Here is a 15,284-nt window from a genome sequence, read left to right on the forward strand (position 1 = left end):
GATACCGTACCGGTCAGTAACCGGACCGCACCCAGGAGGCCCCATGCCGCAGCTCGATGTCGACGGCGCCGCGCTGACGTACGACGACGAGGGCCCCCGCGACGGCGGTGGCGTCCCCCTCGTGTTCCTCCACGGCTGGACCGCCAACCGGCGCCGCTGGGACCACCAGGTGGCGCACTTCGCCGAGAAGCGGCGGGTGGTCCGGCTGGATCTGCGCGGGCACGGCGACAGCGGCGGTTCGGGGGTGCGCACGATCGCGGAGCTGGCGACGGACGTCCTCGCCGTCCTCGACCACCTGAAGATCGAGCGCTTCGTCCTGGTCGGCCACTCCATGGGCGGGATGATCTCCCAGACCATCGCCCTCGCCCACCCCGAGCGGGTCGACCGCATGGTCCTGGTCAGCTCGATCAGCAGGATGACCTACAGCCGGGGGCGCGGTCTGCTGATGGCGGCGTCGACGCTGGTGCCGTTCAAGCTGTTCGTCGCCACCAACATCCAGCGCGCCTTCGCCCCCGGCTATCCCCGCGAGGAGATCCGGGAGTACGTCCGCACCTCGGCGGACACCCCGCGCGAGGTGGTCATGACGCTGTACGGGGCCATGCGGTCCTTCGACGTCCTCGACCGGCTCGGCGAGATCCGCACCCCGACCCTCCTGGTCCACGGCTATCACGACATCCAACTGCCCGTCACGCAGATGCTCCGGATGGCGAAGGCCTACCCGGACGCCGTGGTGCGGATCCTGGACGCCGGCCACGAGCTGCCCGTGGAGAAACCGGCCGAACTCACCGCCGCGCTCGACGGGTTCGTGACCGACCGGCCGTGAACCACCGGACGCCCGCCGGACCGCGGGGTCCGGTGTCCGGTGTCCGTTCAGGAGATCCGGTAGATCCCCTCGGGTTCGTCGTGCGCCTGCGCGGCGTACTCCTCGAATCCGAGGTTGCCGATGCTCAGGTTCGCGTGGATGTCGTGGACGCCCGCGGGGACGGTACGGAAGGAGCGACCGAACTCGGTGAGCCGGCGGTGGTCCTCGTCGTCCTCGCACTCCTCCCGCGTCAGCGTGGTGACCGCGAGCAGGGCGTGGTGCGCGGTCCTCATCGTGGTCTTGTCGGCGAGGAAGACGACCGCCAGGTTCTCGTCGGCGCGGACCGCGGCCACCACGTCGTCGACGCCGGCCTCCGCCCAGGCCGGGTCGTCCAGGAGGTGCAGCCCGGCGGCGTAACGCCCGTCGCCCCGATCGCCCCAGGGCTGCGCCAGGGCCGCCGTCACGGCCCGCCAGGACACGTCGTCGTGATAGTCCGTCCTGACGACCAGCGCATCGAATTCGTCCCGGCCGACGACGGCGGGCAACGCGTTCATGGACGTTCTCCTCGGTGACTGCGGTGGGGCGTCCGGTCGACGGTACGACGTCCACGCCGTCCGGAACGGCAGTCGTGGCCGTCGACGCCGCCAGAGCTTCCGCGTCCGCCCCGTCGGCGGCCCGCGGACGTGACCGGGCGTCGAAGGTACGAAGGCGCCGAACGCCCCGAGCCGCCGAACGTACGGGGACGTCGAACCCGCCGAGGCGTCGAACGCGCTCCCGGCCGCCCGGGAGCGGTGAGGGTCGGACCGGGTGATCACGCCCCGGAGGCTTCTACGGCGATGTGGAGGGCGGCGCGTCGGCGCCGGCACCTTCCATCGCGGCGAACTCCGTGAGCAGCGCCGCGGCGCCGGCCACGTCGCTCGTCAGGGAGCGGTCCTCCATCGCCGGATTCAGCACCGCGGCGGCCATCGCGTAGGCGCGCCCCGCGGTGGTCAGCGGGTCGGGAGCCGTACCGCGTTGGCGCAGGGCCCGTACCGCGGCGACCAGCTCACAGCCCAGGACCAGCCGGTACGCGTCGGTGAGCCGGAGTGTCTTGCGGGCCGCCTGGGTGGCGAAGCTCGCCGCCTCCTCCATCCCCTGCGACAGCACCACGTGCCCGAGGGCGGCCGGTACGGCGCACGCCTGGACCTCGGCGACCGCGGCCGCCGCGCTGTACTCGAGGATCATCATCCCCGAACCCGCCGACGCCTCGTCGGCCAGGTAGGAACGTGCCCCGGTCAGTTCGGGGCGGCCGAGCCCGGAGAGCCGGGCGGCGGAGAGCCGGGCCGTGCCGAGGACGGCGAGGCACACCCCGTCGAGCGCCAGCGCGAGCGGGGTGGCGAAGAAGCCGCCGTGGTGCTGGGCGACCGGGACTTCACCGGCCCGGTCCCAGCCGATCAGGGGGTTCTCCACCGCCGAGTTGAGGTCGACGGCGAGCACCTCGTCCAGGGTGCTCCACGCCTCCGTCGCCGGGCCGTGCGCCTGTGGGAAGCAGCGGAAGCCGAAGGGGTCCTGGACCCGTGGGGACGGTGGCCACGGAGCCTGCGACGCGCCGAGCAGCCGTCGTACGCGCGCGGCGGCACGCCGCGTGGGCGGATGCGGGTGCGCCAGATGGACCTCGGGCGCGTACGCCTCCAGGGACGCGTCGATCGCGCACAGGGACAGGGCCGTCACCACGTGCGCGGCGCGCACCAGCGCGCCGAGGTCGTGACAGGCGAGCGCGGACTGCCCCAGAGTGAGAGCGTTGCTGCTCAACAGGGCGAGCGCGTCGCCGCGTTCGATCCGCAGCGGCTCGGGGAGCGGTTCCCGGCCGTCCGCGCGGTCATGTTCCCAGGGGATGTGTCCGAACAGCGCCAGTCCGAGTTCGGCGAGCGCCGTCAGATCCCCGGTGCCCACCGCTCCGTACTCGCTGACCGGTGGGTGCACGCGCGCCCGCAGGGCGTCCACCATGGCGGTGGCGACCGCGGGGCGCAGCCCCGATCCCCCGGCCAGCAGTTGGTTGGCCCGGACCGCCATCATCGCGCGGACCTGTCGTGCCGGCAGGCGTTCCCCGATCCCACCCGCGTGGCTGAGCAGCAGTCGCAGGTCATGGCCGTCGCCGTCGCGTTCCTCGACGGCGACGCCGCGGTGCGCTCCGACGCCGGTGGTGCGTCCGTAGGCCCGGGTGCCCGCCGCCGCCAGTGCCTGGGCGGCCCGGTGTGAGCGTTCCATCCCCGCCAGCGCGTGCGGACGCACGGTGGCGGGCGAGGCTCCGCCGGCGATCAGGGCCACGGTGCCCGCGTCGAGACCGTGGCCCGTCAGTGCCGGCGCACCGGACACGGCGGCCACGCGCGCGGCATCGGTGCGCGGATCGGCGGGGGGAGTTTCGGCGGTGCGCTCGAGCATGACGGAGCTTCTCCTCGACGACACGGCCCCGGGCGCCCCCACGCCCGGGGTGCCGGACAGCGGGCCGGAGCGGATCTCCGCTCCGGCCGACGCGTGTCCGTCAGGACAGTCCGGCGGACGACAGCCACTGCTTGGCCACGTCCAGCGGGTCCTTGTTGTCGTTCTGCACCTGGGCGTTGAGGTCGACCAGGGCGTCGGTGTCGAGCTTCGCCGACACGGCGTTGAGGGCGGAAACACCCTCGGAGGTGAGACCGCTCTTGTAGGCGAGCGGAGTGACGTTCTCGAACCCGAAGAGATTCTTCGAGTCCTGGAGGACGACGAACTTGTTCTTGCTGATTCCGGGGTCGGTCGAGAAAATGTCCGCAGCCTGGATGTTGTTGCCCTTCAGGGCGGCGACCGTCAGCGGACCGCCCGCGTCCAGGGCCTTGAACGACTTGAAATCGAGGCCGTATTCGGACTTCAGGCCGAGCAGTCCCTGCTTGCGGGTCTGGAACTCCGGGGAACCGCCGATGACCATGTCCTTGGCCGCGTCGGCGAGGTCGGCGATGGTCGACTTCTCGGTCAGGCTGTACTTCTTGGCCGTGGCCTCGTTCACCGCGACGGCGTCCTTGTCCTGGGCCTGGGAGGGCTCCAGCAGGGTCAGCTTCGCGTCGAGTCCGGCGGTGATGGCCTTCGAGGTCTCCTCGACCGTGGTCGGGGCCGCCTTGGCGTCGAGATAGGCCAGCAGGGCGCCGTTGTACTCGGGCAGAACGGTGATCGTGCCGTTCTTGATCAGACCGTAGGTCGTCTCACGGCTACCGATGTTGAGCTTGTAGCTGACCTTGATGCCCTTGGCCTTCAGGGCCTCGCCGTAGATGTCGGCGATGAGGATGCTCTCGGGGAAGTTGTTGGAACCGACCACGACCGTACCGCCCTTGGCGGTGTCACCCTTCAGCGGGTCCTTGCCGTCGGAGCTGTTGTCGGAGGAACCGCAGCCCGTGAGCGCGGCCGCGGCCACAACCAGCAGGGACACAGCATACGTTGCGGTCGTTCGGGTGCTTCTGGCGTGGGTCACGTTGGTCATCCAGACTTGTGCATGGGGGTCGGAAGGCGTGGCGTGTAGTCGATCCAATCGAGCGCAGTAACGCACCGTCAAGACACGAATAGATCACCGATGGAGACCAGGCGGCTTCACCGCGTGTGCGCAACTCGGCCGAAACGACGGTGAATCGGACGTATTGCTGTGTCACTTTTTGGTTGATCATGGCCGTACTCTTGCGGCAACCGCTAATGTTGGCCGAGTCGGGGGACATGGTTCCACTTGCTCGGCCCGAGCGTGCTGACACGACCCGTCCACGCAGCCCGGGCTGCGGGCTTCCAATTGGGAATGAAGTCAAGGAGGTTTGGTGCCCGCGCACAGGAAAGCCGCCCGGGGGCCGCAGACCACGGCTCCCCGAATAGGCCGGACGCCCTCCCTCCTCGACCGTTGGCCTTTCCGACGGAAACTCAATGTGCTCGTCATTGTTCCGTTGGCCGTCGTTTCCGCGATGATCGCCTACATCGTCTATTCCGAGATGGACTCGGCCCGTTCCGCGGCCGCGACGGCCCGTCTCGTTCGGGACAGTGCGCAGGTGACCAAACTGATCGACGGGGTGCAGACCGAGCACCGGCAGGCGCTCCTGGTCTCGCTGCGCCACGAGGCCGCCCGCCCCGGCGACAAGGCGCCCGACACCTCCGCCTTCCTCCAGGCGCAGCGGAAGGTCACCGCCCAGGCCGAAGCCGTCCGCGCCACCTACGGCGAGCGGCTGCCCGAGGCCGAGGCCCAGGCGCTCAAGGAGCTGGAGGGCCTCGACAGCCTCCGCAAGACCATCGAGCAGAGCCCGATCCCCGCGGACAACATCGACCCGGCGTACGGATCGGTGATCGAGGGCCTCATCAACGGTCTCGGACTGGGCCAGTCGGGCGGTGAGTCCTCGGAGTCCGCCGGCAACCTGCTCGACGCGCTGCTGCGTGCCGACACCGCCCACGCGTCCTTCGAGACCAGCGTCTTCGCGGCCCGCACCCGCGACGCCAACGCGCTCATCGAGTACACCGGAGCCGTCGGCGACTACGAGCAGTACACCTACCAGGCCGAGCGCTTCACCCGGTTCGCGAGCCAGGAGCAGGGCGCCGAACTCGCCTCGATCGAGCACAGTGCCTACCAGAGCGTCATCGCCCAGCACTACGCGGCGCTCCAGGTGGACCCCAGTGGCCTGGTCGCCGAGAGCCCGGCTCAGCTGCGTACCGCGCTCCAGGGCGCGCTGACCGCCGACCCGACCTACGAGCGCCAGGCCCAGAACCGGCTGAAGATCACCGAGTCGCTGATCAACGACATCGCCGCCGACACCCAGGAGGCGTCCGACGACGCCTGGTGGCAGGTGCTGTGGCTGGTGGCCGCGAACCTCGCCGCCTTCGCGGCCTGGATCCTGTTCTCGGTGCTCGTGCGCCGCTCCGTGGTGCGCACGGTGCGCAGCCTCACCCAGGCGGCCCAGCACGTGGCGGCCGCGGCCGAGACCGAACTCGCCCGAGTCGCGGACGACGACGCCGACGACGCGGGTCCGCCGCGGCTCGAAGCCGTTCCCGTCCCGGTCCGCGACGAGATCGGCGAACTCGCCGAAGCCTTCAACCAGGTGCAGGTCACCGCGAGTGCCCTGCTGGAACGCCAGGTCGTCAGCCGCCGCAACATCGCCGAGATGTTCGGCAACGTCGGCCACCGCGTCAGCAACCTGACGGCACGGCAACTCGCGTTGATCGACTCCGTGGAACGCGGCGAGACCGACCCCGAGGTACTGGACCGGCTCTACCGCATCGACCACATCGCCGTACGCCTCCAGCGCAACGCCGACAGCCTGATGCTGCTCGCCGGCATCCGCGAGACGGGCCTCAACTCCGGCCCCATGCGGCTCAGTAACGTCGTCCGTGCGGCGCTCGGCCAGATCGAGGGCTATCAGCGCGTCACCCCGCACGCCGAGGGCGATGTGACCGTCGCGCCCGACATCGTCGGCGACCTGACGCTGATGCTCGCCGAACTCCTGGAGAACGCGGTGACGTTCTCCCCGGCGTCCAGCAGTGTCGAGGTGGCCCTGAGACCCAGGCACGGCTCCGGCGGCGGTGCTCTCATCGAGATCATCGACCACGGGCTCGGGATGAGCGTCGAGCGGCTGGAGGAGGAGAACGCCCGCCTGATCCGCCGTGAACGGCTGGACCTCGCCCCGACCGAGGTGCTCGGCCTCTTCGTGGTCGGTGGTCTCTCCCGGCGCTGGGGCATCGAGGTCGTCCTCACCCGCACCCCGGGCGGCGGTGTCACGGCCACCGTCGCGGTGCCCGCCTCCCACCTGCTGCTGGCCGACCCCACCGGAGCCGCGACCAGGGCCCCGCACATCCTGCCGCCGCCGCGCCGTTCGGGTCTCGCCGAACCGCGCCCGGCCGCCGTCGATCCAGAGCCGGGTCCCGCGGACCTGCCCCGCAGGATTCCCGCCCGCAGCCGCGGCCCGGAGCCCTCCGGTCACGCGGGCCGTCAGGAACCGGCGTCCGAGGCCGGGACGGGCTACGGCGGCCCCGCGACCCGGCCCAGGCCGGGTGGCGCGGCGGCCCCCGGAGCACCGGCACGCCCCGGCTCCGCAACCCACGAGACGGCGGGACGTCCGGGCCCCGCAGCCCGCGAGACGCCGGGACACGGCCTGCCGCGGAGCGCTGCCGGCGGTCCGGTGCGGCAGCGTGGCACCGGCGCCGTGGGCGGACTCGGACTGCCACCGCGTACCGCGGGCGGCGGCCTCGGACAGTCGCCCCGCCCCACGGACGGCGACCTCGGACAACCGCCCCGTGGCGGGAGTCCGGGACACCGTCAGGGCCCGGCCCCGGTGGCGTCCGGCAACGCTCCGACGCCACCGGCCGAGGGCGGTGCCAGTCCGCTGCGGCGCCGCGTGCGCGGTGCGACCCTCCAGGCCACCACCGCCTCGACCCGGCTGCCCAGACAAGCCGCCGGCACCCCCAATCCGCGCCCGTCCGCCTGGCAGACCGCCGACGCGGAGGCGGCGCGCTCCGAGATCGACGAGTTCGAGGAAGCCGTCCTGCGGGCCGAGCGTGAGAGCGCGGCCGGATACCCAGGTATCGGCGGCGGACCGGCCCGTTCAGGGGGCCGGCCCGACATCTCGACCGAACACAGCACAGAGAACAACCGACCCTCATTCCCGGAAGGCACGAGCAAGTGACCATGTGGACAGGTGGACCCGAGTCCGCGGCCGTGGAACCGGCGACGGACGTGAAGACCGCCGCTGCCGACTTCAATTGGCTGCTCAATCGTTTCGCCACCGAGACGGCCGGGGTCGTCGACGTGATCGGGGTCTCCTCCGACGGTCTGCTGATCGCGGTGTCCCAACTGCGCGGCAAGGCAGACTCGGAGCGGCTCGCGGCCATCGTCTCCGGGATCACCAGCCTCGCCATGGGCGCGTCGGGCAACTACGGCCTCGGCGGGCTCAACAAGGTCATCATCGACCTGGAGGAAGGCCACGTCCTGGTGTCCGCGCTGGGCGCCGGCGCGGTGCTCGGCGTGGTCGCCTCGAAGGAGGCGAAGCTCGGGAACATCGCGTACGAGATGACCCTCTTCGCCAACCGCGCGGGCGCCGCCCTGAGTCCGCAACTGGTCATGGAGCTCAAGAACACCGTGGGGATCGCGCCGACCCGTTGACGGTCGGCGGGGGCGTCGCGAAGGCCGTGACGACCCGCGAGGTGAAGGGTGAGGACGTGATGACGGCCGGCGAGCCAGCAGCCTCCGACGACGGCGCGTGGGGTGTCGAACCCCCCGCGTCGGTCGTCCGGCCATTCCTGCTGACCGCGGGACGGATCGCCGGAGGTGACAGCCTGGTGCCACCGATCCCGATCGAGACACAGGTCGTCGCGACCGAACTCGGTCTGGCCACGCTGGAGGCCTTCGTCTTCGACCAGCACCGCGACATCATCACGGTCTGCCGCCGGCCGCAGTCGCTGGCGGAGATCGCGGCGAAGCTGCGGATGCATTTGAATGTGATCAGGGTGCTCGCCGACGATCTGCGCGCCGACGGTCAACTGGCCTTGTACGCACCGCAGGCCGAATCCGCCCGCGACGCCACCGTATTGCGAAGGGTTATCGATGGTCTCCGAGCTATCCCCGACTCCCGGGGCGCGATCCGTGAGCGCTGACTCCGAGGCGTCCCGGCCGCCCATGCCGGTGAAGATGGTCATCGCGGGCGGCTTCGGCGTCGGCAAGACCACCACGGTGGGTGCCATCTCCGAAATAGAGCCGCTCACCACCGAGGCGTCCATCACCTCGGTCGCCGCGGGCATCGACGACCTCTCCCACACCCCGGAGAAGATGACGACCACCGTCGCCATGGACTTCGGGTGCGTCACGCTGGATCCGACCCTGAAGCTCTACCTGTTCGGCACGCCGGGCCAGGAACGGTTCGGGTTCATGTGGGACGACCTGGTCGAGGGCGCCCTCGGCGGGCTCGTCATCGTCGACACCCGCCGGCTCGACGACTGCTACGCGGCCGTCGACTACTTCGAGCACCGCGAGATTCCCTTCGCGGTGGCGGTCAACGCCTTCGACGGCAAGGTCGAGCACGACCTCAACGACGTACGGTGGGCGCTCGACGTGGGCGACCACGTGCCGCTCACCGTGTTCGACGCCCGCGAACGCGGATCGGTGCGGGACGCGCTCCTCGTCGTCCTCGAACACGCCCTGGCCAGAGCGGAGAAGTGAGAGTCCGGCAGTGACGGCACGAGAAGGGGGGACGGGCCCGGCCCGTCCCCCCTTCTCGACGTTGTTCCCGCCTCGCGTCAGACCGTGCGGCGCCTGCGCACCCCGGGGGACACCGCCACCCGCGTGATGGCCCAGAACAGCACGAGCACGAGCAGTGCCAGCACGGCGGTGAGCGCGGCACCGCCCGCCACCTTCTCGTAGTTGCGCTGGTACAGCCCGTCCAGGATGTACCGGCCGACCCCGCCCAGACTCACATAGGCCGCGATCGTCGCCGTCGAGACGATCTGGATCGCCGCCGAGCGCAGGCCGCTGAGGATCAGCGGCAGCGCCGCGGGCACCTCGACCTGGAACAGGATCTTCCGCTCCGCCATGCCCATGCCCCGGGCGGCGTCCACGGGGGACGGGTCCACGGTGCGGATCGCCTCGTAGGTGGTGATGAGGATCGGGGGGATCGCCAGCACCACGAGCGGGATCATCACGGGCACGATACCGAGGCCCAGCCAGACGAACATCAGCACCAGCAGGCCGAAGGTGGGCAGGGCGCGGGCACCCGCCGACACGAAGGCGAGCGCGTTGCCACCGCGGCCCGTGTGTCCGGTGACCAGACCGATCGGCAGACCGACGGCCGCGGCGATGGACAGTGCCCCGGCCGTGTACTGGATGTGCTCCCACACACGCTGCGGGATGCCGTCGTAGCCGTGCCAGTGGGATCCGTCGCTGAAGAAGGACTGCATGAAGTTCAGTACGTTCACGAGACGCTCTCCGGTGTACGGGTGGGGCCCGGGATCGTGGACCTACCGCGCCCGGCCCTGCGGGACGAGGGCGGCTGCCAGGGGGTGAGGACCCGCTGGAGCAGCACGAGCAGGGCGTCGATCAGCACCGCGAGGACGGCGGTGGTGACCACCGAGTTCACGGCGAGCAGCGGGCGGTGGTAGAGCATCGCGGTGGTCAGCAGATTACCGAGTGCCCCCTGGTTGCCGATCAGCGATCCGACGCTGACCAGGCTGATGCTGGAGGCGGTGGCCACCCGCAGTCCGGCCATGATCGCCGGTACGGCGATGGGCAGTTGGACCTGGAGGTAGCGGCGTACGGTGCCGATGCCCATCGCGGCCGCGGCCGCGTTCGTCTCCTCGGGCACCGAGCGGACGCCGTCGACGACCGCCGGGACGATCACCACGAGGCTGTACAGGCACAGCGGGATCATGACGGTGGTCCGGCTCAGCCCCGTGTAGTCGATGAGCACCACGAAGAAGGCGATCGACGGGATCGCGTACAGCACCGTGGTGGTCCACAGCACCGGCGGATAGATCCAGCCGAAGCGGACACAGAGCAGACCGATCGGCAACGCCAGCAGCAGACCGACGAGCACGGGGACCAGCGCCTCCAGCATGTGCCCGCCGATCAGACCGGCGTAGCTGCTCTGGAGGTCGCTCGGGATGTCGAAGAACCCGTTCATCGAACGGCCTTCGCGGGCGCGGACCCCTGCGCGGTGTCCGCCGCGCGCCGCTGCCGGGCCGCGCGGATCGCCGCGGCGACCGTCTCCTGGCCGGCGAGCCCCAGCACCTTTCCGGACGCGTCCACGCCGACCGCCTGTCCCGTGGGCGACAGCACCGCCCGGTCCAGCGCGACCCGCAGCGAGTCCCGTCCCACCTCGAAGCCCTGCCCGTAGGGCTCCAGGGAGCGTACCTCGCCCGTCCACACCGTCAAGTCGGCCCAGCCCAGGGGCTTGCCGTCGGCGTCGGTGACCAGGACCGGTGCCTGAGCGGCCCGTTGCCCGGCGAGATGCTGCCAGTCGGTGCCGACCGGGAAGACCTGCGAGCGGTCGAGCGCGAGATCGCGCGTGGACAGGAACGACAGACCGCGGATGCCCCGGTCGCCACCGAGGAACTCCTCCACGAACGCGTCGGCGGGCGCCGACAACAGCTCGTCGGGGGCGGCGAACTGGGCTAGTTTGCCGCCGGTGCGCAGCACCGCAACGCGATCGCCGACCGTGATGGCCTCGTCCATGTCGTGGGTGACGAACACGATGGCCTTGCCCAGTTCGCCCTGGATGCGCAGCAACTCCTCCTGCAGACCGCGCCGGACGACCGGGTCGACGGCGGAGAAGGGCTCGTCCATCAGCAGGATCGGCGGGTCCGCCGCCAGCGCGCGGGCGACACCGACGCGCTGCTGCTGACCGCCGGAGAGCTGGTACGGGTAGCGGCGGGCCATGCCCGGATCGAGCCCGACCCGTTCCATCAGCTCCGCCGCGCGGGCGCGGGCACGCTGCTTGGACCAGCCGAGCAGCCGCGGCACCGTGGCGATGTTGTCGAGGATCGTACGGTGCTGGAAGAGCCCGGCGTTCTGGATGACGTAACCCATGGACTGGCGCAGGGCGTTGACCGGCCGGCGCGTGATGTCCTCGCCGTCGACCCGGATCGTGCCGCTGGTCGGCTCGACCATGCGGTTGATCATGCGCAGCGTGGTGGTCTTGCCGCACCCCGACGGTCCGACGAGCACGGTGATGGAGTGGTTCGGTATCTGTAGGGACAGGCGATCGACGGCCACCGTGCCGTCGGCATATCGCTTGCTGACATCTTCGATGGCTATCAAGCGTCGAAACCCTTCGGGAACGGCTGTGATCGGACGTGACCGGATCACGTGCACGAGGGTGCGTAGTCTAGCCAGTTGGCGCGTACGTTCGGTCACCCCAGGGGGGTCCCTGTCGCGTGATGCCCAGGTGGAGCGCGCGGCACCGCGGCCGGCGCTCTCTCCACCGGGCGGGTGACCTCCGGGCGTGGCGGCGCCGCGCGATCGCCGGTGCCCGGTGAGACTGTCGCCCTCACGCCCGCCGCCCGGGGACGCAGTCCCTGCCACAGCCCGGAGAGACCTCGTGCGATTCCCCTTCCACCGGGCCGCGCTGGCCGGCGCCGCCGTCCTCGTCGTGTCGACGACCGCACCGACCGCGCGCGCCGTCGCGGACGACACGGTCACCGACCCGGCACGCTATGTGAACCCCTTCGTCGGCACCGCACCCGGAGGGACCGATTTCGGCCACGGCGGGGGCGCCGGGAACACCTTCCCCGGAGCGACGGCACCGCTCGGCCGGGTGCAGTGGAGCCCGGACACGGTGACCTACCAGCACGGTGGTTACGCGTACGGCGACAACCGGATCCGGGGATTCAGCCTCACCCACCTCTCCGGAGCCGGATGCAAGGACTACGGCAACGTGCCCTTCATGCCGCTGCTCGACGGCGACACGACCGGGCAGGCCACCTTCTCCCACAGCCATGAGCAGGCGTCGCCCGGCAACTACCGGGTCACGTTCGACAACGGCATCCGCACCGAACTCGCCGCAACCCAGAGGTCCGGCGTCGCCCGCTTCACCTACCCGGCCACCGCCGGCCGGCCCGCCGCGCTGAGCGTCGACGCGGGCAAGGCGTTCAACGCGGCCACCGGAACGGTCGCGATCGGCGCCAACACCCTGTCCGGCTTCACGGACAGCGGCGGTTTCTGCAAGTCGCACAACCGCTACCGGCTCCACTTCCACGCCGAGTTCGACCACCCCTTCGCCCACGCCGTCCACCCGGACGGCAGGCCCGGTGCGGCCCTGGTCTCCTTCGGCCCCGAGGTCCGCACGGTGACCGTCCGGGTCGGCGTCTCGTTCGTGGACGTCGAGGGCGCGCTCCGCAACGTCACGGCCGAGCAGCGGGGGCTCGCCTACGACGACGTCCGGCGCGCCGCCCGCGCCCGCTGGAACGACTGGCTCGGCCGTATCGCCGTGGGCGGCGGCACCGAGGTCCAGCGCCGCGTCTTCTACACCGCCCTCTACCACGCGCTCCTGCACCCCAGCGCGTTCAGCGACACCGACGGCCGGTACCCGGGCATGGACGGCACCGTGCACCGCACCCGCGCGGGTCACGTCCAGTACGCCGACTTCTCCGGCTGGGACGTCTACCGCTCCCAGGTCCAGCTGCTCGCCCTGCTGGCCCCGGGCGAGGCCTCCGACATCGCGCAGTCCGTCCTCGACCAAGGTCTCCAGGCAGGCTATTTCGACCGCTGGACCGTCGCGAACGGCGGCACCGGCGTCATGGTCGGTGATCCGCTGCCGGTGATCGCCTCCGCCGTGCACGCCTTCGGCGCCACCGACTTCGACGCCCGCGGCCTGCTGCGCGCCGCCATGGCGGGCCGCGAGGACGAGCGCCAGCGGCCCGGACACCGGCAGTACGACACCCTCGGCTACGTTCCCACGGGCGCCAAGGGCGTGTGGGGTACGGCGGCCACCACCCTCGAATACGCCGTCTGCGACCACGCGTTGGCCCAGCTCGCCCAGAGCCTCGGCGACACCGCCTCGTACCGCACCCTGTTGAAGGCCTCCGGGAACTGGCGCAACCTCTTCAACCCGGCCACCGGCTACCTCCAGCCGCGCGCCGCCGACGGAAGCTGGCCCGCCTTCGACCCCGCGCAGACCACCGACTACGTGGAGGGCAACGCCGCCCAGTACACCTGGATGGTCCCGCACGACCTTCCCGGCCTCTTCCGCCTGATGGGCGGGAACGCCGCGGTCACCGGCCGCCTCGACACCTTCTTCACCCGGCTCAACGCGGGCGGCATCGAGCCGTACGCCTATCTGGGCAACGAGCCCTCCTTCGACACCCCTTGGGCGTACGACTACGCGGGCCGTCCCGACCGCGCCCGTGAGACCGTCCGCCGTGCCCTGGCCACCCTGTTCGCCGACCGGCCGGACGGTCTCGTCGGCAACGACGACCTCGGCGCGATGTCCTCCTGGGCGGTCTGGGCCGCTCTGGGCATGTACCCGCAGACACCCGGCACCGGCCAACTGGCCCTGGCGGAGCCGCTCTTCCCCACCATCACCCTGCACCGCCCGGGCGGCCCGAGGATCGCGATCACCGCGCGCGAGGCCTCGGCCACCAGTCTCGACCTGAGCACGCTCACCCGCACGGCGGGCCCGCGCAAGGGCCTGTGACGGAGCGGGTGGGCGAGAGCGTCGGCGTTGTCGGCGCACCTCCACACCGGGACGGATGACCGCGCGGCGCATTGCGGCGGACCGCGTCGGACCCTGGCCGCCCGCGACGCTGTCGTGACGCCGTCCGCCGTCGTGAACGCGCGGCGGCACACCGCGCGGTTACTTCCTGACGGCCCGCAGCACCACGAACTTCGCGTCGCTCGCCACGAGTTCACTGTTGCCGAACAGGCGGCGCAGCTTCAGGTGGTAACCGAGGTGACGATTCCCGATCACCCACAGCTCGCCCCCCGGCCGCAGCGCGCGGCGCGCCCCCGAGAACATCCGCCAGGCGGTGGTGTCCGTCGTCGCCTGGTGCGAGTGGAACGGCGGATTGTTCACGACGAGGTCCACGCTCTCCGGCGGGATCCCGGTCAGCCCGTCGCCGACCAGGAACTCCGCGCCGCCTCCGGCGTTCGCCCGGTACGTCTCCCGCGCCGAGGCCACCGCCTGGTACGACTCGTCGACGAACAGCACCTCGGCCGCCGGGTCGGCCAGCGCGATCGCCGTACCGACGACCCCGTTGCCGCATCCCAGATCGACGACCCGCTCGCCGTCGCGGCCGCGCGGGAGGTGCTGGAGGAGGAACCGGGTGCCGATGTCGAGACGGTCGGCACAGAACACACCGGCGTGGTTGGTCACGGTGCGGCCGGAGACCTGGCCAACGCCCTCGGGCAGCCGGTAGCGGTAGGGCCATGGATTGGGTTCCCGCGCCAGTCCCTCGAACGGGGTGCAGAAGATCAGCCGGGCCTTCTTCTCGGCCAGCGAGGTGCGGGTCGGGCCGAGGACGCGCTCGAAGAGGCGCAGCGTCGAGGTGTGGATCTCCTTGACCATGCCCGTGCCGACGACGACGGTCCCCTCGTGCACGCCGGGTGCCAGCCGGTGCAGCTGGTCCTCCAGCAGGGCGAGGCTCTTCGGCACCCGGACGAGGAGCACGTCGACGCGGTCCGGCGGTGCGTCCTGCGTGGTGAGGAGGCGTGCCGCGTCCGCCGCGGCTCCGTTGCGGGCCAGGTTCGCCCGGGTCGCCTCCTGGGTGAGGAACGAGTCGGTGATCTGCGTCGGCCGGTGCTGCGACAGCGCCGTGGTGAGCGCGCCCCAGCGGTCGCTGACCACCACGACCGTCCCGGACAGCGAGGTGCCGCTCTCCGTGAGGTGCCGCAGCAGATACGTGTCGGCGGCGTCCCAGGCACGCAGCTGGTCGCGGGGGTCCTCGGGGAAGCGGGTCAGCGCGTACTCGGCCCAGGGTGTGGTCATACGGTCGTTCATCGTGGGTCAAGGCTAGCCGAGCGCGGCCCCGCGCC

General features: G+C 71.3%; 13 protein-coding genes. 6 read left to right on the top strand and 7 right to left on the bottom strand.

Annotated elements, in window-relative coordinates; translation table 11 throughout:
* Nucleotides 1-43: 43 nt before the first annotated feature.
* Nucleotides 44-823 (top strand): alpha/beta fold hydrolase, encoded by a 780-nt coding sequence (locus tag GFH48_RS35585; RefSeq protein ID WP_153292176.1) that lies wholly within the window; start codon nucleotides 44-46, stop codon nucleotides 821-823.
* A 47-nt stretch (nucleotides 824-870) separates the two neighbouring features.
* On the opposite strand, the gene GFH48_RS35590 is transcribed toward GFH48_RS35585, so the two are convergent.
* The 3 genes from GFH48_RS35590 to GFH48_RS35600 all read right to left on the bottom strand — a co-directional run bounded on the left by GFH48_RS35590 (nucleotide 871) and on the right by GFH48_RS35600 (nucleotide 4,286).
* Nucleotides 871-1,356 (bottom strand): DUF6924 domain-containing protein, encoded by a 486-nt coding sequence (locus GFH48_RS35590; protein ID WP_153292177.1) that lies wholly within the window; start codon nucleotides 1,354-1,356, stop codon nucleotides 871-873.
* A gap of 274 nt (nucleotides 1,357-1,630) precedes the next feature.
* Nucleotides 1,631-3,223, bottom strand: a complete 1,593-nt coding sequence (locus GFH48_RS35595; protein ID WP_153292178.1) for an aromatic amino acid lyase — start codon at nucleotides 3,221-3,223, stop codon at nucleotides 1,631-1,633.
* A gap of 100 nt (nucleotides 3,224-3,323) precedes the next feature.
* Entirely contained in the window at nucleotides 3,324-4,286 is a 963-nt protein-coding gene (locus tag GFH48_RS35600) for an ABC transporter substrate-binding protein (protein ID WP_153292179.1), read from the bottom strand.
* Nucleotides 4,287-4,713: 427 nt separating this feature from the next.
* Here GFH48_RS35600 and GFH48_RS35605 point away from each other — a divergent pair, with 427 nt between their 5' ends.
* The 4 genes from GFH48_RS35605 to GFH48_RS35620 are packed head-to-tail and all read left to right on the top strand — an operon-like array spanning nucleotide 4,714 to nucleotide 8,981.
* Nucleotides 4,714-7,452 carry a sensor histidine kinase gene (locus tag GFH48_RS35605; RefSeq protein ID WP_228121118.1) on the top strand — a complete coding sequence of 913 codons (2,739 nt, stop codon included), beginning with the start codon at nucleotides 4,714-4,716 and terminating at the stop codon, nucleotides 7,450-7,452.
* 2 nt (nucleotides 7,453-7,454) lie between these two features.
* Complete coding sequence (locus tag GFH48_RS35610; RefSeq protein ID WP_148012874.1) at nucleotides 7,455-7,928, top strand: roadblock/LC7 domain-containing protein; 474 nt, start codon at nucleotides 7,455-7,457, stop codon at nucleotides 7,926-7,928.
* A gap of 59 nt (nucleotides 7,929-7,987) precedes the next feature.
* Nucleotides 7,988-8,419 carry a DUF742 domain-containing protein gene (locus tag GFH48_RS35615; protein WP_153293273.1) on the top strand — a complete coding sequence of 144 codons (432 nt, stop codon included), beginning with the start codon at nucleotides 7,988-7,990 and terminating at the stop codon, nucleotides 8,417-8,419.
* The gene (locus tag GFH48_RS35620; RefSeq protein ID WP_153292180.1) at nucleotides 8,370-8,981 is read left to right on the top strand and encodes a GTP-binding protein; all 612 of its coding nucleotides are present in this window, start codon (nucleotides 8,370-8,372) and stop codon (nucleotides 8,979-8,981) included. Before GFH48_RS35615 ends, GFH48_RS35620 begins: the two co-directional genes overlap by 50 nt.
* A gap of 77 nt (nucleotides 8,982-9,058) precedes the next feature.
* On the opposite strand, the gene GFH48_RS35625 is transcribed toward GFH48_RS35620, so the two are convergent.
* From GFH48_RS35625 to GFH48_RS35635, 3 genes are read right to left on the bottom strand one after another with little or no spacing between them, the layout of a single operon-like run.
* The gene (locus GFH48_RS35625; RefSeq protein ID WP_153292181.1) at nucleotides 9,059-9,733 is read right to left on the bottom strand and encodes an ABC transporter permease; all 675 of its coding nucleotides are present in this window, start codon (nucleotides 9,731-9,733) and stop codon (nucleotides 9,059-9,061) included.
* A complete protein-coding gene (locus tag GFH48_RS35630) occupies nucleotides 9,730-10,437 on the bottom strand; it encodes an ABC transporter permease (RefSeq protein WP_153292182.1) in 708 nt (235 codons plus the stop codon). Before GFH48_RS35630 ends, GFH48_RS35625 begins: the two co-directional genes overlap by 4 nt.
* The gene (locus tag GFH48_RS35635; RefSeq protein ID WP_153292183.1) at nucleotides 10,434-11,573 is read right to left on the bottom strand and encodes an ABC transporter ATP-binding protein; all 1,140 of its coding nucleotides are present in this window, start codon (nucleotides 11,571-11,573) and stop codon (nucleotides 10,434-10,436) included. Before GFH48_RS35635 ends, GFH48_RS35630 begins: the two co-directional genes overlap by 4 nt.
* A gap of 280 nt (nucleotides 11,574-11,853) precedes the next feature.
* Between GFH48_RS35635 and GFH48_RS35640 the strand changes: the two genes are divergently transcribed.
* A complete protein-coding gene (locus GFH48_RS35640; RefSeq protein ID WP_153292184.1) occupies nucleotides 11,854-13,947 on the top strand; it encodes a GH92 family glycosyl hydrolase in 2,094 nt (697 codons plus the stop codon).
* Between the two features lie 159 nt (nucleotides 13,948-14,106).
* Here GFH48_RS35640 and GFH48_RS35645 read toward each other — a convergent pair whose 3' ends face one another.
* A complete protein-coding gene (locus GFH48_RS35645; protein ID WP_153292185.1) occupies nucleotides 14,107-15,249 on the bottom strand; it encodes a methyltransferase in 1,143 nt (380 codons plus the stop codon).
* Between the last annotated feature and the right edge of the window lie 35 nt (nucleotides 15,250-15,284).

It is taken from the genome of Streptomyces fagopyri, from assembly GCF_009498275.1.
GTDB classification, from domain to species: Bacteria; Actinomycetota; Actinomycetes; order Streptomycetales; family Streptomycetaceae; genus Streptomyces; species Streptomyces fagopyri.